The following is a 16,262-nucleotide window of genomic DNA, read 5'->3' as shown; positions in this document are numbered from 1 at the left end:
CGTCTCGCCGGACCGGTTTTGGTACTTGCCGGTCCGGTGGGGTAATCTTCCGACTCGGTTCAGGGAACTGTGTAAGGCGAGTTTCCAGACTTCAGGGGCCTATAGCTCAGGCGGTTAGAGCGCTTCGCTGATAACGAAGAGGTCGGAGGTTCAAGTCCTCCTAGGCCCACTCCTGTGCCGGTGAAAGGTCATTCGCATGAAGGTCCTCCTGTTCGTAGGAGCCGGAGTGCTGGTGGCAATCGGACTGACCAAGTTGCTGCGTGGCAACGAGGTGTGGCACGAGGTAACGGGGCCTTAGCTCAGTTGGTAGAGCGCTGCCTTTGCAAGGCAGATGTCAGGAGTTCGAATCTCCTAGGCTCCACAATTACGAATACAGAAACAGTGTGCCCCGGATTCGGAAGAGTCCGGGGCACACTGCTGCGTGGACCAGCTTTGAGTGAGGCTACCCTTACTTTCATGACCGCACTCGATCCCGGAGCCCGTGACCGTCTCGACCCGCGCAGGCGCGTCGAATCCCACCACCGGACGGGGGACGGAACCGCCCGAATCGGCTACCCGATCGGAGTTCGCACGGTCGCGGTCCGTGCCCGCGAGTACGTCACCCCCCGCATGCTGCGCCTGACGATCGGCGGCCCCGGCCTCGACGGTTTCCACACCTACCAGGCCGACGATCACGTCAAGATCGTGTTCCCCGATCCGGACGGCACCCGTCGCCTCCCGGTGGCGAACGACGCGATGATGCTCGACTGGCCGCGACCGCTCCCGACCACCCGGAAATACACCGCCCGACGCTATGACGCCGACGCCCGCGAACTCGACCTGGACTTCGTGCTGCACGACGGCGGGCTCGCATCCTCGTGGGCGACGACGGTCGAGCTCGGCGACGAGGTGACCATCGCCGGCCCGCCCGGCGCGAAGGCGTTCGCGCACACCTTCGACCACTACGTGTTCGCGGTCGATTCCACCGCGCTGCCGGCGGTCGCGCGATGGCTCGACGAGTCCCCGGCCGACGTCTCGGCGCACGTCGTGATCGAGACGGACGACGCCGTCGAGCACGCCTACCCGCTGGCCGCGCGCGAGAACGTGGACGTGACGTGGCTCGTCCGCGACGGCAGTGCGTCTGCCCTGGCGTCGACGGTGCAGTCGCTCGCGCTGCCCGAGGGCCGCGCGTTCCTGTTCGCGGCCGGTGAGGCGACCGAGATCAAGCCTTTGCGCGCGTGGAGCCGGGACCGGATGGAGTCGCTGTTCACCGGATACTGGAAACGCGGACTGGCCGGGCTGGACGACTGACCGGCCCTACACTCGCATCATGACCACGGTCCGGCCCGCACTCGTCCGTCGCGCGGCCGTCGCCGTCGTGTTGCTCGGGATACTGACGGCCGCAGGCACCGCACCCGCGAGCGCGGAAACCCGGCCACTGCAGCCGATCGCCCTGGCCGTGTCCCTTCGCCTCGCCACGGCGGACACGGTCGCCTCGGCCAAATGGGGCACGCCGTCGCCCATCGACGATCCCGCGCGCGAGGCACAGGTCCTGGGCGCGGTGACGGCGCAGGCGGCCGACGAGGGGCTGAGCACCGCGCGGGTGCAGCAGATCTTCCGGGACCAGATCGAGGCCAACAAGGACGTGCAGCGGGCGCTCTTCGCCTGGTGGACGGTCGCGCCCGGCGCGGCGCCGACGGTCCGGCCCGACCTGACGGAGGTTCGCCCGGTGATCGACCGGCAGAACACGGACATCCTCCTGCAGTTGCGCGAACAGGCGACCGTGCTCGCCGGTCCGGACTGCGTGCCGGCTCTCGTCGACGCCGGGCTCGCAGTGGCGGCCGAGCAGCGTCTCGACCCGCTGCATCAGGCCACGCTGGCGCGTGCGCTCGTGTCGATCTGCGGCGCGGTCCGCGCATGACTGGCCGTTTCGACATGGTTCGACAAGATGTCGCCATCTAGACTGGGGGCATGATCTCCACGGTCGCGACCCTCGTCCTCGACCGCGTCTCGATGTTCGAGTTCGGTGTGGTCTGCGAGGTGTTCGGAATCGACCGCACCCGGCACGGGGTTCCGCCGTTCGACTTCCGGATCTGCGGGGTACGGCCCGGCGAACCGCTCGCGTCGATCACGCCGGGACTGACGCTGACCGCCGACCACGGGCTCGACGGACTGCGCGGCGCGGACCTCGTGGTGGTCCCGCCGCCGGGTGTGACGTCCGGCTTCCCCGCCGAGGCGCTCGACGCAGTCCGCGGTGCCGCGGACGCGGACGCCATCGTCCTCAGCCTCTGCTCGGGGGTGTTCCTGCTCGGCGAGGCGGGACTGCTCGACGGACGCACCTGCACCACACACTGGGAGTACGTCGAGGAACTGGCCGCCCGCTACCCGGCCGCGACGGTCGACCCCGACGTCCTGTACGTCGACGAGGGTGCCCTGGTGACCAGTGCCGGGACCGCCGCTGGCATCGACGCCTGCCTGCACGTGGTGCGCCGCGAGCTCGGATCCACGGTGGCCAACACGATCGCGCGCCGGATGGTCGTCCCTCCGCAGCGCGACGGCGGACAGCGCCAGTTCATCGAGCAACCGGTGGTCGCGTGCACGTCGGACAGTCTGAGCGCGACGATGGCCTGGATGAGCGACAACCTCGAGCTGCCGCACACCGTGGACGAACTCGCGGCTCGCGCTTCGATGTCGACCCGCACCTTCGCACGCAAGTTCGCGGCCGAGACGGGCACCACTCCGGTGAAATGGCTGACGACGCAGCGGGTGCTCTACGCGCAACAGCTACTCGAGGGCACCGACCTCGGTCTCGAGGCGATCTCGAGACGCAGTGGATTCGGGTCCGGTGCCCTTCTCCGTCACCACTTCAACCGGGTCGTCGGGGTCGCGCCCGCAGACTATCGGCGCCGGTTCGGCTGCAACGCGGCCGAACTCACGCGATAAACGTTCCGATCGCCGGGTTCGCCTGGCAGATCGGGCTGCTGCCGAGATTGATCGAACCGAACGCCGTCGCCACCACGTTCCCGACGCCGGTGTTCACCGTCGCCGACAGGTAGGGGTAGACACCGCCGAGGTTGACGATTCCGGAACGTCCGCTGTCGGTGTTGACCCAGGCCACCGTGACCTGCGCGGCCGCGGGGAGCGGCGGCGCGGCGGGGTGTGATTCGAAGCGGATGTCACCGTCGGCGATCGGCGGCGAGGCCTCCGGGCCGGACTGCCCGGTGAGCGCGGTCAACGACATCAGGCTGCCCTGGTTCGGGCATCCGATGGTGAGGGCCGGTCCGCCGAACGGATGGGGTGGGTCGGCAGCGGCCGGGCCCGCGGTCAGCACCGCCGCCGTGGCGGCGACCGGGAGAGCGACGACGGCGATGCGATGGACGAGACGTCGGGCGGTCATGTCTGCTCCTCGGAACGGATCCTCGCGCGGGTGCGCATCTCACTGCGGGATACCCCTGGTACAACCCGGGAAACGAAGACACGACAAAGGGACGGAACGCGCGTGGACGCCGATCCTGCAGCCCCCGGCCGGCACGGCCCGCGCCGTGCCGGCCCGGGGAGTGAGAAATCAGCTGGATGCGAGGGGCTTCGTCGCCGTGGGCGGAGTGGGCTCCTGCGAGTTGGGGCTCTCACCGTCGCGCAGCGTCGGGGGAGCGGACGCGACGCGTGGCTGCTCACGGCGACGGCTCTTGAAGAAGACGGCTCCGCCGGCGACGGCGGCACCGACGAGGACGACGATCGCGATGCGGCGGCTCCTTCGCGCCTTCTTCTTCTCCTCGGCGTGCGTCACCGCCGAGGTCAGGGGACGAACGACGTCCTGGGCGACCTTCTTCACGGGTGCGGTGCGGGCGCGGGCGTACCCCTTCTTGGCCAGCGAGGCGCCCTGGCGGCCGAGATACACACTCACGCGCCCGGTGCCGCGGGCCGCGGCGAGGGCGCCCGCCCGCGCGTAGCGCAGGGCCTGACCGACTGCCTCGGATTCCTTCACCCGCGAGGCGGAATCCTCGACGTGGGCCAGCGCGGTCTCGACTCGTTCGGTGACCTGCTCCTGCAGGGCCTCGGCGCGTTCGGTCGGAAGCAGATTCGTGAGGGACTCCGTCGCTCGTGTCATGTCCCCACTTTGTCACAAGAACCGGGACCGCGAACCGATCCGAAGTACTCGAGTCACGGCGGCGGAACCATGCGGAACCGCACAATGGCAACATGGTGGTGTGACTTCACCTCATCAGACCGCAACCGCAACGCTGCACACCAACCGCGGCGACATCAAGATCGCGCTGTTCGGCAACCACGCGCCCAAGACCGTCGAGAACTTCGTCGGACTGGCCGACGGTTCGAAGGACTACAGCACCGCCAACGCGGGTGGCACCGACTCCGGACCGTTCTACGACGGCGCCATCTTCCACCGCGTCATCGACGGATTCATGATCCAGGGTGGCGACCCCACGGGCACCGGCGCCGGCGGCCCGGGCTACAAGTTCGGCGACGAGTTCCACCCGGAACTGCAGTTCGACCGCGCTTACATCCTGGCCATGGCGAACGCAGGCCCGGGAACGAACGGCTCGCAGTTCTTCATCACCACCGGCCCGACGCCGCACCTCAACCGTCGCCACACCATCTTCGGTGAGGTCGTCGACGAGGAGTCGAAGAAGGTCGTCGACGCCATCTCGACCACCGCCACGGACCGCGCGGACCGTCCGCTCGAGCCGGTCGTGATCAACAGCGTCACCATCGCGTAGGGAACCGCAGCACATGACCAACCCCGGCTGGGGCGGTGCCGCGAACGAGGGCACTCCGCCCCAGCCGCGGTGCGTCCGCCACCCCGATCGTCCCACCGCGCTGTCGTGCAACCGGTGCGGTCGTCCCGCGTGCCCGGAATGCCTGAGCGAAGCGGCGGTCGGCTACCAGTGCGTCGACTGCGTCGCGGCGGGTCAGCGTGACGTTCGCGCAGTCCGGAACGTCGCCGGTGCGGTGACCACCCAGCGTCCCGTGCCGCTGGTGACGTACCTTCTGATGGCCGCGAACGTCGGCATCTTCCTCATCACCGCGGCACAGTCCCGCAGCATCATGCAGAACCAGGCAGGGTCCACGCTGTTCGCCGACTGGGCGCTGTACCCGCCGGCGGTCGTGGGTGGGCAGGTGGTCCGCGTGCTCGGCAGCGGATTCCTCCACTTCGGCCTCATCCACCTGGCCGTCAACATGTTCGCGCTGTGGATCATCGGGCGCGACACCGAACTGGTCCTCGGGCGCGCTCGCTACGCCTGCGTGTACTTCGCGTCGATCCTCGGCGGTTCCGCAGCGGTGATGCTGTTCCAACTGGGCGCGGTCACCGCCGGTGCGTCGGGCGCGGTCTTCGGCCTCATGGGGGCGCAGGCCGTCATCCTCCTGCGGCTGCGACGCAGTCCGGCCCCGGTCATCTCGGTGATCGCCATCAACGTGATCATCAGCATTACCATCCCCGGCATCTCGCTGTGGGGACATCTCGGCGGTCTCGTCGCCGGCGCCGCCGCCACCGCGGGCATTCTCTACGGACCGCAGCTACTCGGCGCCGGAAACAACCGGGAGAAGGCCGTCACCATCGGGTGGGTCTGCCTCGGCGTGGTCATCCTGGTGCCGCTGGCCGTCATCGCGGCCCGCGTCCTACAGCTCCGCGCGAGCGTCGGCTACTGACCCCGCCCCACCAGACGATGCACCGCGAGGGCGTCGAACACGTCCTCCGGATTCGTGCCGAGATCCCAGCGGCCGAAGATCAGGAGGCGTTCGGCGCCGTCCACGGTGCGGACGTCGATCTCGAGCATCGGAACCCGGCGGCCCAACCGCGGATACCGCACGAGCCGGGCGCGATCGATCTCCGCGCGGGCGTAGCTGTGACGCCCCGACAGCCGGTGCACGACGATCCCGCCGGCCGCCCTGTCGACGGCCAGCCGCGGTCGCTGCCGCAGCGCCGACGCGGCCGTCAGCAGCAGTCCCAGCGCGGCGACACACACGAGGACGCGTCCCGCCGGTTCGGTCGACACCGCGAATCCCGCCACCCCCAAGGCCACTCCGCCCGCGGCCAGGGCGAGTACCGCGCCGAGGGGCGTCGACCATTCCAGCGGTGCCTCTTCAGCAGACATCAGCACTCGACCTGCGGCTATCCACAGGGGTTGTCCACATTGGGGATGAATGACATGGGTGTAATTGCGGTCGTCAACGCCAGCGCATCGTCATGACCAGACCGACCACCATGAAGCCGAATCCGATGAGGAAGTTGTAGGCGCCGAGGTTGTTCATCCACTCGAGCTGATCGGCGGCCAAGTAGTAGACGAGCAGCCACACCAGCCCGACCAGCATGAACCCGAGCATCACCGAGACATACAGGGTGCTCGAGGGGCCGGCCTTCACCTTCACCGGGGTGCGGCTCGCGGGGTTGATCGTGTAATCGGTCTTCTTACGGACCTTCGACTTCGGCATGACGTCCTCGTTCGTGCGGCTCTACGGGAATGTGGGCAGGTAGATTCGAAAACACCTGCGTGTGTACACGCTAACGTAGCCGCGATTCGCACGGCGAGGACGAGGGGACGGAAACACCGGTGACCAGGTCGATCTTCTGGCGGATCGCGGTGCTGGTGGTCTGCCTGGTGGCCGGTTTGCTGGCGGCCACCACCCGGCAGGTGTCGCACGGCAACGAGATCCGCGCCGGCGACTCGACCCGGTTGTCCGACCTGGTGCGCAACGCGCAATCCGAGACCGATCAGGTGGCCGAGACCCGCGACCAGCTGGCGGCGCAGGTCGAGTCGTTGCAGCAGGACGCCGCGGCCTCCGACAGCGGTGTCGCGCAGGCGCTCGCCGACTCGAAGGCGCTCGCCGCCGACGCCGGACTGACCCCGATGACCGGTCCCGGGGTCACCGTCACGCTCACCGACGCCCCCCGCGACGCGGACGGCAAGTATCCCGTCGACGCGTCGCCGGACGACCTCGTCGTTCACCAGCAGGACGTCCAGAGCGTGCTGAACGCCCTGTGGGTGGGCGGTGCCGAGGCGATCAGCATGCAGGACCAGCGGATCGTCAACACGTCGGCACCGCGGTGCATCGGCAACACCCTGCTGCTGCACGGCCGCACCTACAGCCCGCCGTACGTCATGTCGGCGATCGGTGATCCCGCGCGCCTCGAGGCGGCGCTCGCCAACGAACCCGGAATCCGGGTGTTCAAGCAGTACGCGACGCGGTTCGGGCTCGGCTACTCGGAGGCCGCGTCCGGCCAGTTGACCGTGCCCGGTTACGCGGGGCAATAGAGGAGAACGGTCCCCGGCGGTGCGGGACACGCGGCGGGCAGAATACCCTGCTCCCATGAGGATTCTCGTCGTCGACAACTACGACAGCTTCGTGTTCAACCTGGTCCAGTACCTCGGACAGCTGGGAACCCGCGCCGTGGTCTGGCGCAACGACGATCCGAACCTCACCGGGCCCGACGCCGTCGCGGCGGCAGCGGCCGACTTCGACGGCATCCTGCTGAGCCCCGGTCCCGGCACACCGCAGCGCGCCGGCGCGACGATGGACCTGGTCACGGCGTGCGCCGCAGCCAAGACACCGCTCCTCGGGGTGTGCCTCGGACACCAGGCGATCGGGGCCGCGTTCGGCGCCACCGTCGACCGGGCACCCGAACTCCTGCACGGCAAGACCAGCGTCGTGCACCACTCCGGCGAGGGCGTTCTCGCCGGTCTGCCCGACCCGTTCACGGCCACCCGCTACCACTCGCTGACCGTTCTGGAAGACACCATCGCCGACGAACTCGAGGTGACCGCCCACACCGACAGCGGCATCGTCATGGCGATGCGGCACCGGGAACTCCCCATCCACGGCGTGCAGTTCCACCCGGAGTCCGTGCTCACGGAGGGCGGTCACCGCATGCTGGCCAACTGGCTCACCGTATGCGGCGACGCCCCGAAGGAATCCCTCGTCGCCACCCTCGAAGCCGAGGTCGCGCAGGCACTGGGCGCGTAGCGCCCGTGCGCCTTTCTGGTAGTTCCAGCAACCAGAAAGGCGCACAGGCGGCGGAGCCGCCTACCGTGGGATGCCGAGCGCGCCGACACCGACCGAGACGACACCGTTCTTGGTGATCTCCGATCCCGGCGGCTGTTCCTGGCTGATGATCTTGCCGACCATCTCCGGGTCCAGCGTCGACGTCTGCGTCTGATTCAGCGACGCCGACGACCCGCTCCAGCCGGCGCTGCGCAGTTGGGCGAGTGCCTGCGACACCGTCTTGCCGGTGAGGTCGGGCATCTCGATGTTGTTGCCGTTGGACACCCGGATCTGGATGGTGTCGCCCTTGGCGGCGGTGGAGCCGCCGACGGGGTCGGTGGAGACGACCTGGCCCTTGGGTGCTCCGGAATCGATGTTCTGGATCTGCACCTTGAATCCGGCACCCTCGATGTTCGCCTGCGCGACCTCGACCTTCTGGCCGGTGACGTCGGGGATGCGGATCTGTTCCGGACCGGTGCCCAGGGTGATCGCGACCTCCGAATCGAGGGAGATGCTGGAGCCCGAGGTCGGGTTCTGATCGATCACCTTGTCGACGTCGGACGCGTCCGAGGGTGCGCGGGCGACGGCGGTGTCGAGCCGCAGACCGACGGCGTTCAGTTCCTGTTGCGCCTCCTGCTGGCTGAGGCCGGCGAGCCGCGGGACCTTCACCTGTTCGGGGCCCGAGGACACCTCGAGGGTGATCGTGCTGCCCTCGTCCACTTGCACGCCGCTGACGGGGCGGGTGGTGATGACGTTCCCGGTGGCCACCACGGCGTCCGGTTTCTGTTGCCGGGAGACGCGGAAGCCGAGGTTCTGCAGCGTCGTCTCGGCGTCGTCCGCGGCCTGGTTCGTGACGTCCGGCATGGTGACCTGATCGGCCTTCGATCCCGGGCCGACGGACCACAGGAACGCGCCGACGATGCCGACGACGATGAGGGCGCCCAGCGCCATCAGCGCCAGCCGCATCGGATTCTTCTTCTTGTCGGGTTCACCCGCGTCCGTCTTCGCCGCCGCGGTCGCGGACGTCGCGGGCGTGCGCCGGTAGTTTCCCGCGCCGGAGTCGACGGCACCGAGGATCGTGGTGCGGTCCTCGTCGCTCATGACCATCGGCGCGCTGGGGCGCTGCCCGCCGAGGACCCGGACCAGGTCGCTGCGCATGTCCGCGGCGGTCTGGTAGCGGTTGGCGGGGTTCTTGCTCATCGCCTTGAGGATCACCGAGTCGAGTTCGCGGGGAATGTCCGGGTTGACCACGGACGGCGTCTGTGGGTCCTCCCGGACGTGCTGGTACGCGACCGCGACCGGGGAGTCGCCCTTGAACGGCGGTTCCCCGGTGAGGATCTCGAACAGCACGCAGCCGAGCGAGTACACGTCGGAGCGGGCGTCGACCTGCTCGCCGCGGGCCTGCTCCGGTGACAGGTACTGGGCGGTGCCGATGACGGCCGCCGTCTGCGTCATGGGGCTGGACGCGTCGGAGATCGCCCGCGCGATGCCGAAGTCCATCACCTTCACCGCGCCCGCGCGGTTGATCATCACGTTGGCGGGCTTCACGTCGCGGTGCACGATGCCGTTGCGGTGGCTGAAGTCGAGCGCCGCGCACACGTCGGAGATGACTTCCATCGCACGGCGGGGCGCCATGGGACCTTCGCTGCGCACGATGTCCCGCAACGTGTCGCCGTCGACGTATTCCATGACGATGTACGGCAGCGGTCCCGCCTCGGTCTCCGCCTCGCCGGTGTCGTAGACGGCCACGATCGCCGGATGGTTCAGCGCCGCGGCGTTCTGCGCCTCGCGGCGGAACCGGAGGTAGAACGTGGGGTCGCGGGCGAGGTCGGCGCGCAGGACCTTGATCGCGACGTCACGGCTGAGCCGAACGTCGCGGGCGAGGTGGACCTCGGACATGCCACCGAAGCCGAGAATCTCACCCAGCTCGTAGCGTGAGGAGAGGTTGCGCGGTGTCGTCATGGCAGTCCTTGTGGGGTCGGAGTAACTGACTTCTCCGACGTGGTCGTCGTGGTCGTCGTGTGTGCGGTGGTGGTGGTCGTCGTGGTGGTCGTCGTCGGCTCTGTCGTCGTGGTGGTCGGCGGCGGGGTAGTGGTCGTCGTGGTGTACGGCGGCTCGCTGGTCGTGGTGTACGGCGGCTCGGTGGTCGTCGGTTCCTCGGTCGTGGTGGTCGTCGTCGGCCGTGGCGTCGTCGTGATCGTCCGCAGCGACGAGGTCACCGCGGGCACAGCCGGCGGTTCCTGCGTGTCACCGCCGTCGAACAGGACGAGCGCCAGCGCGATGATCGCCGCCAGCACGAGCAGACCGCCCGCACCCCAGGCCACAGCCTTCTGGCCGCTGGTCAGGCCACCCTTCTTGCCGTCGCCGTTCGAGTCGTCGGGAGGCACCTGCCCGGTGATCGGCCCCGCGTACGCAGTCTGCGACGGCGGGATCATTTGGGTGGCACCGGTCATCGGCGGCGGCAGCACCCGCGACGTTCCGGTCCCCACGCTGCCGGGAGGCGGCGGCCGCCGGCCGGCCCGGACCGCCGCGACCGCGTCGGCGAACTCGCCACCGCTGGCGTAGCGGGTGCTCGGATCCTTCGCGATGGTGATGTCGATGAGTTCACGGATGTTCGGTGGCAGGTCGTTCGGCAACGGCGCAGGTGCCTCCTGCACATGCTTCATCGCGACGGTGATCGCGCCGTCCCCGATGAAGGGGCGACGTCCCGACAGCGCCTCGTAGCCGACGATGCCCAGCGAGTACACGTCGCTGGCGGCCGTCGCATCCTGTCCGAGGGCCTGTTCGGGTGCGATGTACTGCGCGGTGCCCATCACCATGCCGGTGCGCGTGACCGGCGAGTTCTCGACGGCCTTGGCGATGCCGAAGTCGGTGATCTTCACCTGGCCGGTGGGGGTGATCAGGATGTTGCCGGGCTTCACGTCGCGGTGCACGACGCCGGCGTCGTGCGCGACCTGCAGCGCCCGCCCGGTCTGCTCGAGCATGTCCAGCGCGTGCGGCACGGCGAGCCGGCCGACCCGCGCGAGGACGGCGTTGAGCGGCTCCCCGTTGACGAGTTCCATCACCAGGTAGGCGGTGGAATCGCCGGTGGCGTCCCGCACCTCGCCGTAGTCGTAGATCCCGGCGATGCCCGAATGGTTCAGCTGGGCGGTGGTGCGCGCCTCGAAGCGGAAGCGTTCGACGAACTCGGGGTCCGACGAGAACTCGGACTTCAGCACCTTCACCGCGACACGTCGGTTGAGCCGGTTGTCCGTCGCCTCCCAGACCTGACCCATTCCGCCCGTGGCGATGAGCCGGATCAGGCGGTATCGATTGGCGATGAGCGCGCCGTTGTTCAGTGCCACAATCAGCCCCCTTGTAGTCCGGCTGCGATGACGGCACGGCCGATAGGTGCAGCCACCGAACCGCCGGTGGCGGCGAGTGCGCGATCGCCGCCGTCCTCGACGATGACCGCGATGGCGACGGTCGGGTTCTGGGCGGGTGCGAAACCGATGTACCAGGCGTGGGGCGGGGTGTTCCGGGGGTCGGTCCCGTGTTCGGCGGTGCCCGTCTTGGACGCGATCTGGACGCCGGGGATCTTGCCTTCACCGCTGGTGTTGTTCTCGGAACCGATCATCAGGTCGGTCAGGGTGGCCGCCACCTGGGACGACATCGCCTGGCCTTCGGACACCGGGTTGGTGGTCGCGAGGTTCGAGAGGTCCGGCCCCTGCAGTTCCGACACCAGTTGCGGTTGCATCCGCACCCCACCGTTGGCGACGGTAGCCGCGATCATCGCATTCTGCAGCGGAGTGAGTGCCACGTCCCGCTGGCCGATGCTGCTCTGGCCGAGTGCGGCGTCGTCGGGGATCGACCCGATGGTGCTGTTCGCGACGGGGAACGGGACGCCGGGCATCGGGCCCCCGACGCCGAGCGCGGTGGCCTCGTCGCTGACGGCGTCGGCACCGGTCTTGATGCCGAGTTCGACGAACGCCGTGTTGCAGGACCGCGCGAACGCCTCCCGCAGCGACGCGGTCGGTGCGGCGCCGCACGTGGAGCCGTTGTAGTTCTCGAGGGTCGTCGACGTGCCCGGAAGGGTGATCTGCGGGGCGGCGGTCAACTGGGTGTCGGGGGTGGTTCCGGCGGCGAGCGCTGCGGCGGTCACCACCACCTTGAACGTGGAGCCGGGCGGGTACGTCTGCGACACGGCACGGTTGATCAGCGGCTTCTCCGGGTCGGCGTTCAGCGCCTCCCACGCCTGGGTGGTCTCGGTGCCGTCGTGGCTGGCCAGCGAGTTGGGGTCGTAGCTCGGGGTGCTGACCATCGTCAGGATGCGTCCGGTGCTCGGTTCGATCGCCACGACCGAGCCGGTGTAGCCCTTCGCCGTCAGCTGGTCGTACGCCACCTGCTGCATGACCGGGTTGATGGTGGTCACCACGTTGCCGCCGCGCGGGTCGCGCCCCGAGACGAGGTCGAAGAAGCGGCGCCCGAACAGCCGGTTGTCGGATCCGTTGAGCACCGGGTCCTCGGAGCGTTCGAGTCCGGTGCTGCCGTACTGCATCGAGTAGAAACCGGTGACGGGTGCGTTGGCCAGCGGACTCGACGGCGCCGCCGGGTTGGGCGGGTACGCGCGCAGGTACTTGTAGCGGTCGTCGGTCGGGACGGACGCCGCAAGCACCTGCCCGGCGGCGGAGATCTGACCGCGCTGACGGGAGTACTCGTCGAGCAGGACCCGCGAGTTCCGCGGATCGGCCCGCAGGTTGTCCGCCTTGATGACCTGCACGTAGGTGGCGTTGGCGAGGAGGGCTACCACCATCACCATGACGGCGATCGCGACGCGACGCAGAGGTGTGTTCATGAGCGCGGCACCATCTCGGTGGGGGCGTCGGCGATGGGTGCGGGGCCCTTCTTCTTCGGGACGGCAGGCTCACGCGCTGCGTCGGAAATCTTGATCAGGATCGCGAGGAGAAGGTAGTTGGCGAGCAGTGACGACCCACCGTACGACATGAACGGCGTGGTCAGGCCCGTGAGGGGGATCAGCTTGGTGACGCCGCCGACCACCACGAACACCTGCACCGCGATCGTGAACGACAGACCGGCCGCGAGGAGTTTGCCGAAGCTGTCCCGGACGGCCAGCGCGGTGCGCAGACCACGGATGACGAGGATCAGGAACAGCATCAGCACGGCGGCGAGACCGATGAGACCGAGTTCCTCACCGATGGTGGCGACGATGAAGTCGGTCTTCGCGAACGGCACCTGCGCGGGCCGCCCGCTGCCGAGTCCCGTCCCGGCGACTCCGCCGGTCGCGAGCCCGAACAGCGACTGCGAGATCTGATAACCCGTGTTGTTGTAGTCCGCCAGCGGATCGAGCCAGGTGCTGACGCGGACCCGGACGTGGCCGAACAACTGGTACGCGAAGAAGAAGCCGATGCCGAGCAGACCGACACCGATGAGCAGCCACCCGACACGTTCGGTGGCGATGTAGAGCATCACCAGCACGGTGCTGAACAGCAGCAGCGAAGTGCCGAGATCTTTCTCCAGCACGAGCACACCCACCGACACCATCCAGGCGACGAGGATGGGTCCGAGGTCGCGGGCGCGGGGCAGGTCGATGCCGAACACGTGCTTGCCCGCGGTGGTGAACAGGTCACGCTTCGCGACGAGGACGGAGGCGAAGAAGATGATCAGCAGGATCTTCGCGAACTCGCCTGGCTGAATGCTGAAGCCGGGGAGCCGGATCCAGATCTTCGCGCCGTTCACCTCGGAGAAACTGGACGGCAGGATCGCCGGGATGGCCAGGAACACGAGTCCGGCGAGGCCCAGCGTGTAGCTGTAGCGGGCCAGGAGGCGGTAATCCTTGAGCAACACCAGCACGCCCACGAAACCGGCGATGGCCAGCGTCGTCCACAGCACCTGCTGGTTGGCGTCCGGCGACGGGACGGGCAGCCCGAAGTAGGCGGCGGACTGTGCGTCGGCGAGGTCGAGGCGATGGATCAGCACCAGTCCGAGGCCGTTGAGCAGCGCGACGATCGGCAGGATCAGGGGGTCGGCGTACGGCGCGAACCGGCGCACCGCGAGGTGCGCGATGAGGAACACCGCCGAGTAGGCGGCGGCGTACTTGGCGAGGTCCCAGGTGATGCTCTGTTCCTGGCTGGCCTCGACCAGCACCAGCGAGATCGTCGTGATCAGGATCGCGAAACCGATCAGGATCAGCTCGGTGCCCCGACGCGTCGACTGGACGGGGGCTGGCGCGAACCCGCCGGGTGGACTGGGAAACTGCGCCCCCGGTGATGCACTTGCGACCGACATCAGCTAGCCGTCCTGCAGTTCTGACCGGGAACCTGGGTCACGGTCGGCGCCGGGGTGGCGGTCGGGGTCTGGGGTGCAGGCGTCTCCGCTGCCGGCGGCACCGGAGCCGGGGCCGGGGGAGCGGGCGGCACTGTGGTCTCGGGTACGGGAGCGGGAGCCGGACTCGGCGCCGGGGTGGTCGTGGTGGCGGCTGCCTCGGTCTCGCACACGGGAAGCAGGTCGTTCTGGGCGAGCCGCGTCATCTGGTTGCGGACGTCGTCGAGCTTGCCCGAGGGCAGCCCGGCACGCACCTGCTCGCGGGCGGACGGCTGAAGGTCGTCGACCTCCAGGATGGTGCACCCGTTCGGTGACTCGGTCGGCGACATCAACGTCAGGTCGCCGGCATCGCTGACGCAGCCGACGAGATTCGCCTCCTGCAGCGAGTAACCCAGCACGGAGCCGGGAACGCCGCGCAGCACGGTGACGCGTTCGCCGTCGGCGCCGACGTAGTAGTTGTTGCGGACCAGAGTCCGCCCCACGAAGGCAGCGACGGCGACCACGACGATCAGACCGAGCGCGAGTGCCGCCCACCACATGCGGTGGCGCTTCTTCTTCGTCGGCGGTTCCTCGAGCTGCGGGACGACCCGTTTGGGGGTGGCGCGCGGCGGGCGCATCGCGGCCGCGCGACCCGCAGCCGTGTTGGGCGGCGGGGCGTCCTCTTCGTCGTCGGCGGAGGCGGCACCGGCGACGATGGGGTGGCTCTGCCCGTAATCGAGGTCGATGACGTCGGCCACGACGACCGTCACGTTGTCCGGGCCTCCGCTGCGCAGGGCGAGTTCGATGAGCCGGTCGGCGCACTCGTCCTGCGTGCCCTCACGCATGGTGTTCTCGATGGTCTCGTCGCTGACCACGTCCGACAGTCCGTCGGAGCACAGCAGGTAGCGGTCGCCGGCGCGGGCCTCGCGGACCGTCAGCGTCGGCTCGATCTCGTTGCCGGTGAGGGCGCGCATGATGAGGGACCGCTGCGGGTGCGTGTGCGCCTGCTCGGCGGTGATCCGTCCCTCGTCGACGAGGGACTGGACGAACGTGTCGTCGCGGGTGATCTGGGCGAGAGAGTCGTCGCGAAGCAGGTAGGCGCGGGAGTCACCGATGTGAACCAGCCCGAGCTTGTTGCCGGAGAACAGGATCGCGGTGAGCGTGGTACCCATGCCGTCGAGTTCGGGGTCTTCCTCGACGTGGTCGGCGATCGAGTCGTTGCCCTCGCGGGTGGCGGCCTCGAGTTTGCCGAGGAGGTCTTCGCCGGGCTCGTCGTCGTCGAGGTGTGCGAGGGCGGCGATCATCAACTGCGACGCGACCTCACCGGCCGCGTGACCGCCCATGCCGTCCGCGAGCGCCAGCAACCGGGCACCGGCGTAGACGGAATCCTCGTTGTTGGAACGAACAAGGCCACGATCGCTGCGGGCGGCATAACGCAGTACGAGGGTCACGGGCGCAACTCGATTACCGTTTTGCCGACGCGTACGGGAGTACCGAGCGGCACGCGGACAGATGTGGTGACCTTGGCGCGATCCAGGTACGTGCCGTTGGTCGAGCCGAGGTCTTCGACGTACCAGTCGGCGCCTCGCGGGGAGAGCCGAGCGTGGCGGGTGGAGGCGTAGTCGTCGGTGAGGACGAGGGTGGAGTCGTCGGCGCGGCCGATCAGGACGGGCTGGGTGCCGAGGGTGATGCGGGTGCCTGCGAGGCCGCCCTGCGTCACCACCAGATACTTGGCCGTCTTCGTCTTCCCCAGCGACGGCAGCACGTTGCCGCTGCGCGAATAGCGCGGGGGGACACGGACGCCGGAGCCGGCATAGATGTCGCCGCGCAACGCCCGCAGGACCGTCCACACGAACAGCCACAGCAGGAGCAGGAAACCTGCTCGTGTGAGTTGCAGAATCAAACCTTGCACGGCAGTCCACCTCCTTCTGTGGCCGGAACGATCGAAGCTCCGGCGGCTTTTTCTCGCAGCATCATATGGGCGA

At 68.8% G+C, this 16,262-nt stretch carries 17 protein-coding genes and 2 tRNA genes; 9 read left to right on the top strand and 10 right to left on the bottom strand.

The features are described 5' to 3' along the window. Positions 1 to 95 precede the first annotated feature (95 nt). The 5 genes from H0B43_RS17820 to H0B43_RS17800 all read left to right on the top strand — a co-directional run bounded on the left by H0B43_RS17820 (position 96) and on the right by H0B43_RS17800 (position 2,922). A tRNA-Ile gene (locus H0B43_RS17820) sits at positions 96 to 169 on the top strand. Between the two features lie 119 nt (positions 170 to 288). After that, positions 289 to 361: transfer RNA gene (locus H0B43_RS17815), tRNA-Ala, on the top strand. Between the two features lie 95 nt (positions 362 to 456). Continuing rightward, positions 457 to 1,290, top strand: a complete 834-nt coding sequence (locus H0B43_RS17810) for a siderophore-interacting protein (RefSeq protein WP_185726718.1) — start codon at positions 457 to 459, stop codon at positions 1,288 to 1,290. A gap of 19 nt (positions 1,291 to 1,309) precedes the next feature. Further along, on the top strand, positions 1,310 to 1,900 hold the full coding sequence (locus tag H0B43_RS17805; RefSeq protein WP_185726719.1) for a chorismate mutase: 591 nt from the start codon (positions 1,310 to 1,312) through the stop codon (positions 1,898 to 1,900). A gap of 50 nt (positions 1,901 to 1,950) precedes the next feature. Then, on the top strand, positions 1,951 to 2,922 hold the full coding sequence (locus H0B43_RS17800) for a helix-turn-helix domain-containing protein (protein ID WP_185726720.1): 972 nt from the start codon (positions 1,951 to 1,953) through the stop codon (positions 2,920 to 2,922). On the opposite strand, the gene H0B43_RS17795 is transcribed toward H0B43_RS17800, so the two are convergent. Both H0B43_RS17795 and H0B43_RS17790 read right to left on the bottom strand, forming a co-directional pair. Next, positions 2,912 to 3,376 (bottom strand): hypothetical protein, encoded by a 465-nt coding sequence (locus tag H0B43_RS17795; protein WP_185726721.1) that lies wholly within the window; start codon positions 3,374 to 3,376, stop codon positions 2,912 to 2,914. The genes H0B43_RS17800 and H0B43_RS17795 overlap by 11 nt on opposite strands. 168 nt (positions 3,377 to 3,544) lie before the next feature. Continuing rightward, the gene (locus H0B43_RS17790; RefSeq protein WP_185726722.1) at positions 3,545 to 4,087 is read right to left on the bottom strand and encodes a hypothetical protein; all 543 of its coding nucleotides are present in this window, start codon (positions 4,085 to 4,087) and stop codon (positions 3,545 to 3,547) included. Positions 4,088 to 4,187: 100 nt separating this feature from the next. Here H0B43_RS17790 and H0B43_RS17785 point away from each other — a divergent pair, with 100 nt between their 5' ends. Together H0B43_RS17785 and H0B43_RS17780 are read left to right on the top strand one after the other, a co-directional pair. Beyond that, positions 4,188 to 4,715 carry a peptidylprolyl isomerase gene (locus H0B43_RS17785; protein ID WP_029539740.1) on the top strand — a complete coding sequence of 176 codons (528 nt, stop codon included), beginning with the start codon at positions 4,188 to 4,190 and terminating at the stop codon, positions 4,713 to 4,715. A 13-nt stretch (positions 4,716 to 4,728) separates the two neighbouring features. Beyond that, on the top strand, positions 4,729 to 5,646 hold the full coding sequence (locus H0B43_RS17780; RefSeq protein WP_185726723.1) for a rhomboid family intramembrane serine protease: 918 nt from the start codon (positions 4,729 to 4,731) through the stop codon (positions 5,644 to 5,646). Here H0B43_RS17780 and H0B43_RS17775 read toward each other — a convergent pair. Beyond that, the gene (locus H0B43_RS17775; RefSeq protein ID WP_185726724.1) at positions 5,640 to 6,098 is read right to left on the bottom strand and encodes a PH domain-containing protein; all 459 of its coding nucleotides are present in this window, start codon (positions 6,096 to 6,098) and stop codon (positions 5,640 to 5,642) included. The genes H0B43_RS17780 and H0B43_RS17775 overlap by 7 nt on opposite strands. A 67-nt stretch (positions 6,099 to 6,165) precedes the next feature. After that, positions 6,166 to 6,429, bottom strand: a complete 264-nt coding sequence (gene crgA / locus H0B43_RS17770; RefSeq protein WP_073366030.1) for a cell division protein CrgA — start codon at positions 6,427 to 6,429, stop codon at positions 6,166 to 6,168. A gap of 119 nt (positions 6,430 to 6,548) precedes the next feature. On the opposite strand from crgA, the gene H0B43_RS17765 reads away from it, so the two are divergent. Both H0B43_RS17765 and H0B43_RS17760 read left to right on the top strand, forming a co-directional pair. Beyond that, positions 6,549 to 7,250 carry a DUF881 domain-containing protein gene (locus tag H0B43_RS17765; protein WP_185726725.1) on the top strand — a complete coding sequence of 234 codons (702 nt, stop codon included), beginning with the start codon at positions 6,549 to 6,551 and terminating at the stop codon, positions 7,248 to 7,250. Positions 7,251 to 7,305: 55 nt separating this feature from the next. After that, positions 7,306 to 7,959 (top strand): aminodeoxychorismate/anthranilate synthase component II, encoded by a 654-nt coding sequence (locus H0B43_RS17760; RefSeq protein ID WP_185726726.1) that lies wholly within the window; start codon positions 7,306 to 7,308, stop codon positions 7,957 to 7,959. Between the two features lie 60 nt (positions 7,960 to 8,019). Here the strand turns inward: H0B43_RS17760 and pknB are convergent, their stop codons facing one another. The 6 genes from pknB to H0B43_RS17730 are packed head-to-tail and all read right to left on the bottom strand — an operon-like array spanning position 8,020 to position 16,189. Then, positions 8,020 to 9,939 (bottom strand): Stk1 family PASTA domain-containing Ser/Thr kinase, encoded by a 1,920-nt coding sequence (gene pknB / locus H0B43_RS17755; RefSeq protein WP_185726727.1) that lies wholly within the window; start codon positions 9,937 to 9,939, stop codon positions 8,020 to 8,022. Then, positions 9,936 to 11,321, bottom strand: a complete 1,386-nt coding sequence (locus H0B43_RS17750; protein ID WP_185726728.1) for a protein kinase domain-containing protein — start codon at positions 11,319 to 11,321, stop codon at positions 9,936 to 9,938. The genes pknB and H0B43_RS17750 overlap by 4 nt, the downstream gene beginning before the upstream one ends. Positions 11,322 to 11,323: 2 nt before the next feature. Next, entirely contained in the window at positions 11,324 to 12,811 is a 1,488-nt protein-coding gene (locus H0B43_RS17745) for a penicillin-binding transpeptidase domain-containing protein (protein ID WP_185726729.1), read from the bottom strand. Then, on the bottom strand, positions 12,808 to 14,262 hold the full coding sequence (locus H0B43_RS17740; protein WP_185726730.1) for an FtsW/RodA/SpoVE family cell cycle protein: 1,455 nt from the start codon (positions 14,260 to 14,262) through the stop codon (positions 12,808 to 12,810). The genes H0B43_RS17745 and H0B43_RS17740 overlap by 4 nt, the downstream gene beginning before the upstream one ends. Next, positions 14,262 to 15,728: a protein phosphatase 2C domain-containing protein gene (locus tag H0B43_RS17735; RefSeq protein WP_185726731.1), complete on the bottom strand. Its 1,467-nt coding sequence runs from the start codon at positions 15,726 to 15,728 to the stop codon at positions 14,262 to 14,264. The genes H0B43_RS17740 and H0B43_RS17735 overlap by 1 nt, the downstream gene beginning before the upstream one ends. Next, complete coding sequence (locus H0B43_RS17730) at positions 15,725 to 16,189, bottom strand: FHA domain-containing protein (RefSeq protein WP_005249074.1); 465 nt, start codon at positions 16,187 to 16,189, stop codon at positions 15,725 to 15,727. Before H0B43_RS17730 ends, H0B43_RS17735 begins: the two co-directional genes overlap by 4 nt. Positions 16,190 to 16,262 lie beyond the last annotated feature (73 nt).

This window comes from Rhodococcus sp. 4CII (genome assembly GCF_014256275.1).
Lineage (GTDB): Bacteria > Actinomycetota > Actinomycetes > Mycobacteriales > Mycobacteriaceae > Rhodococcus_F > Rhodococcus_F wratislaviensis_A.
This window is presented reverse-complemented; position numbering and strand designations above follow the sequence as displayed.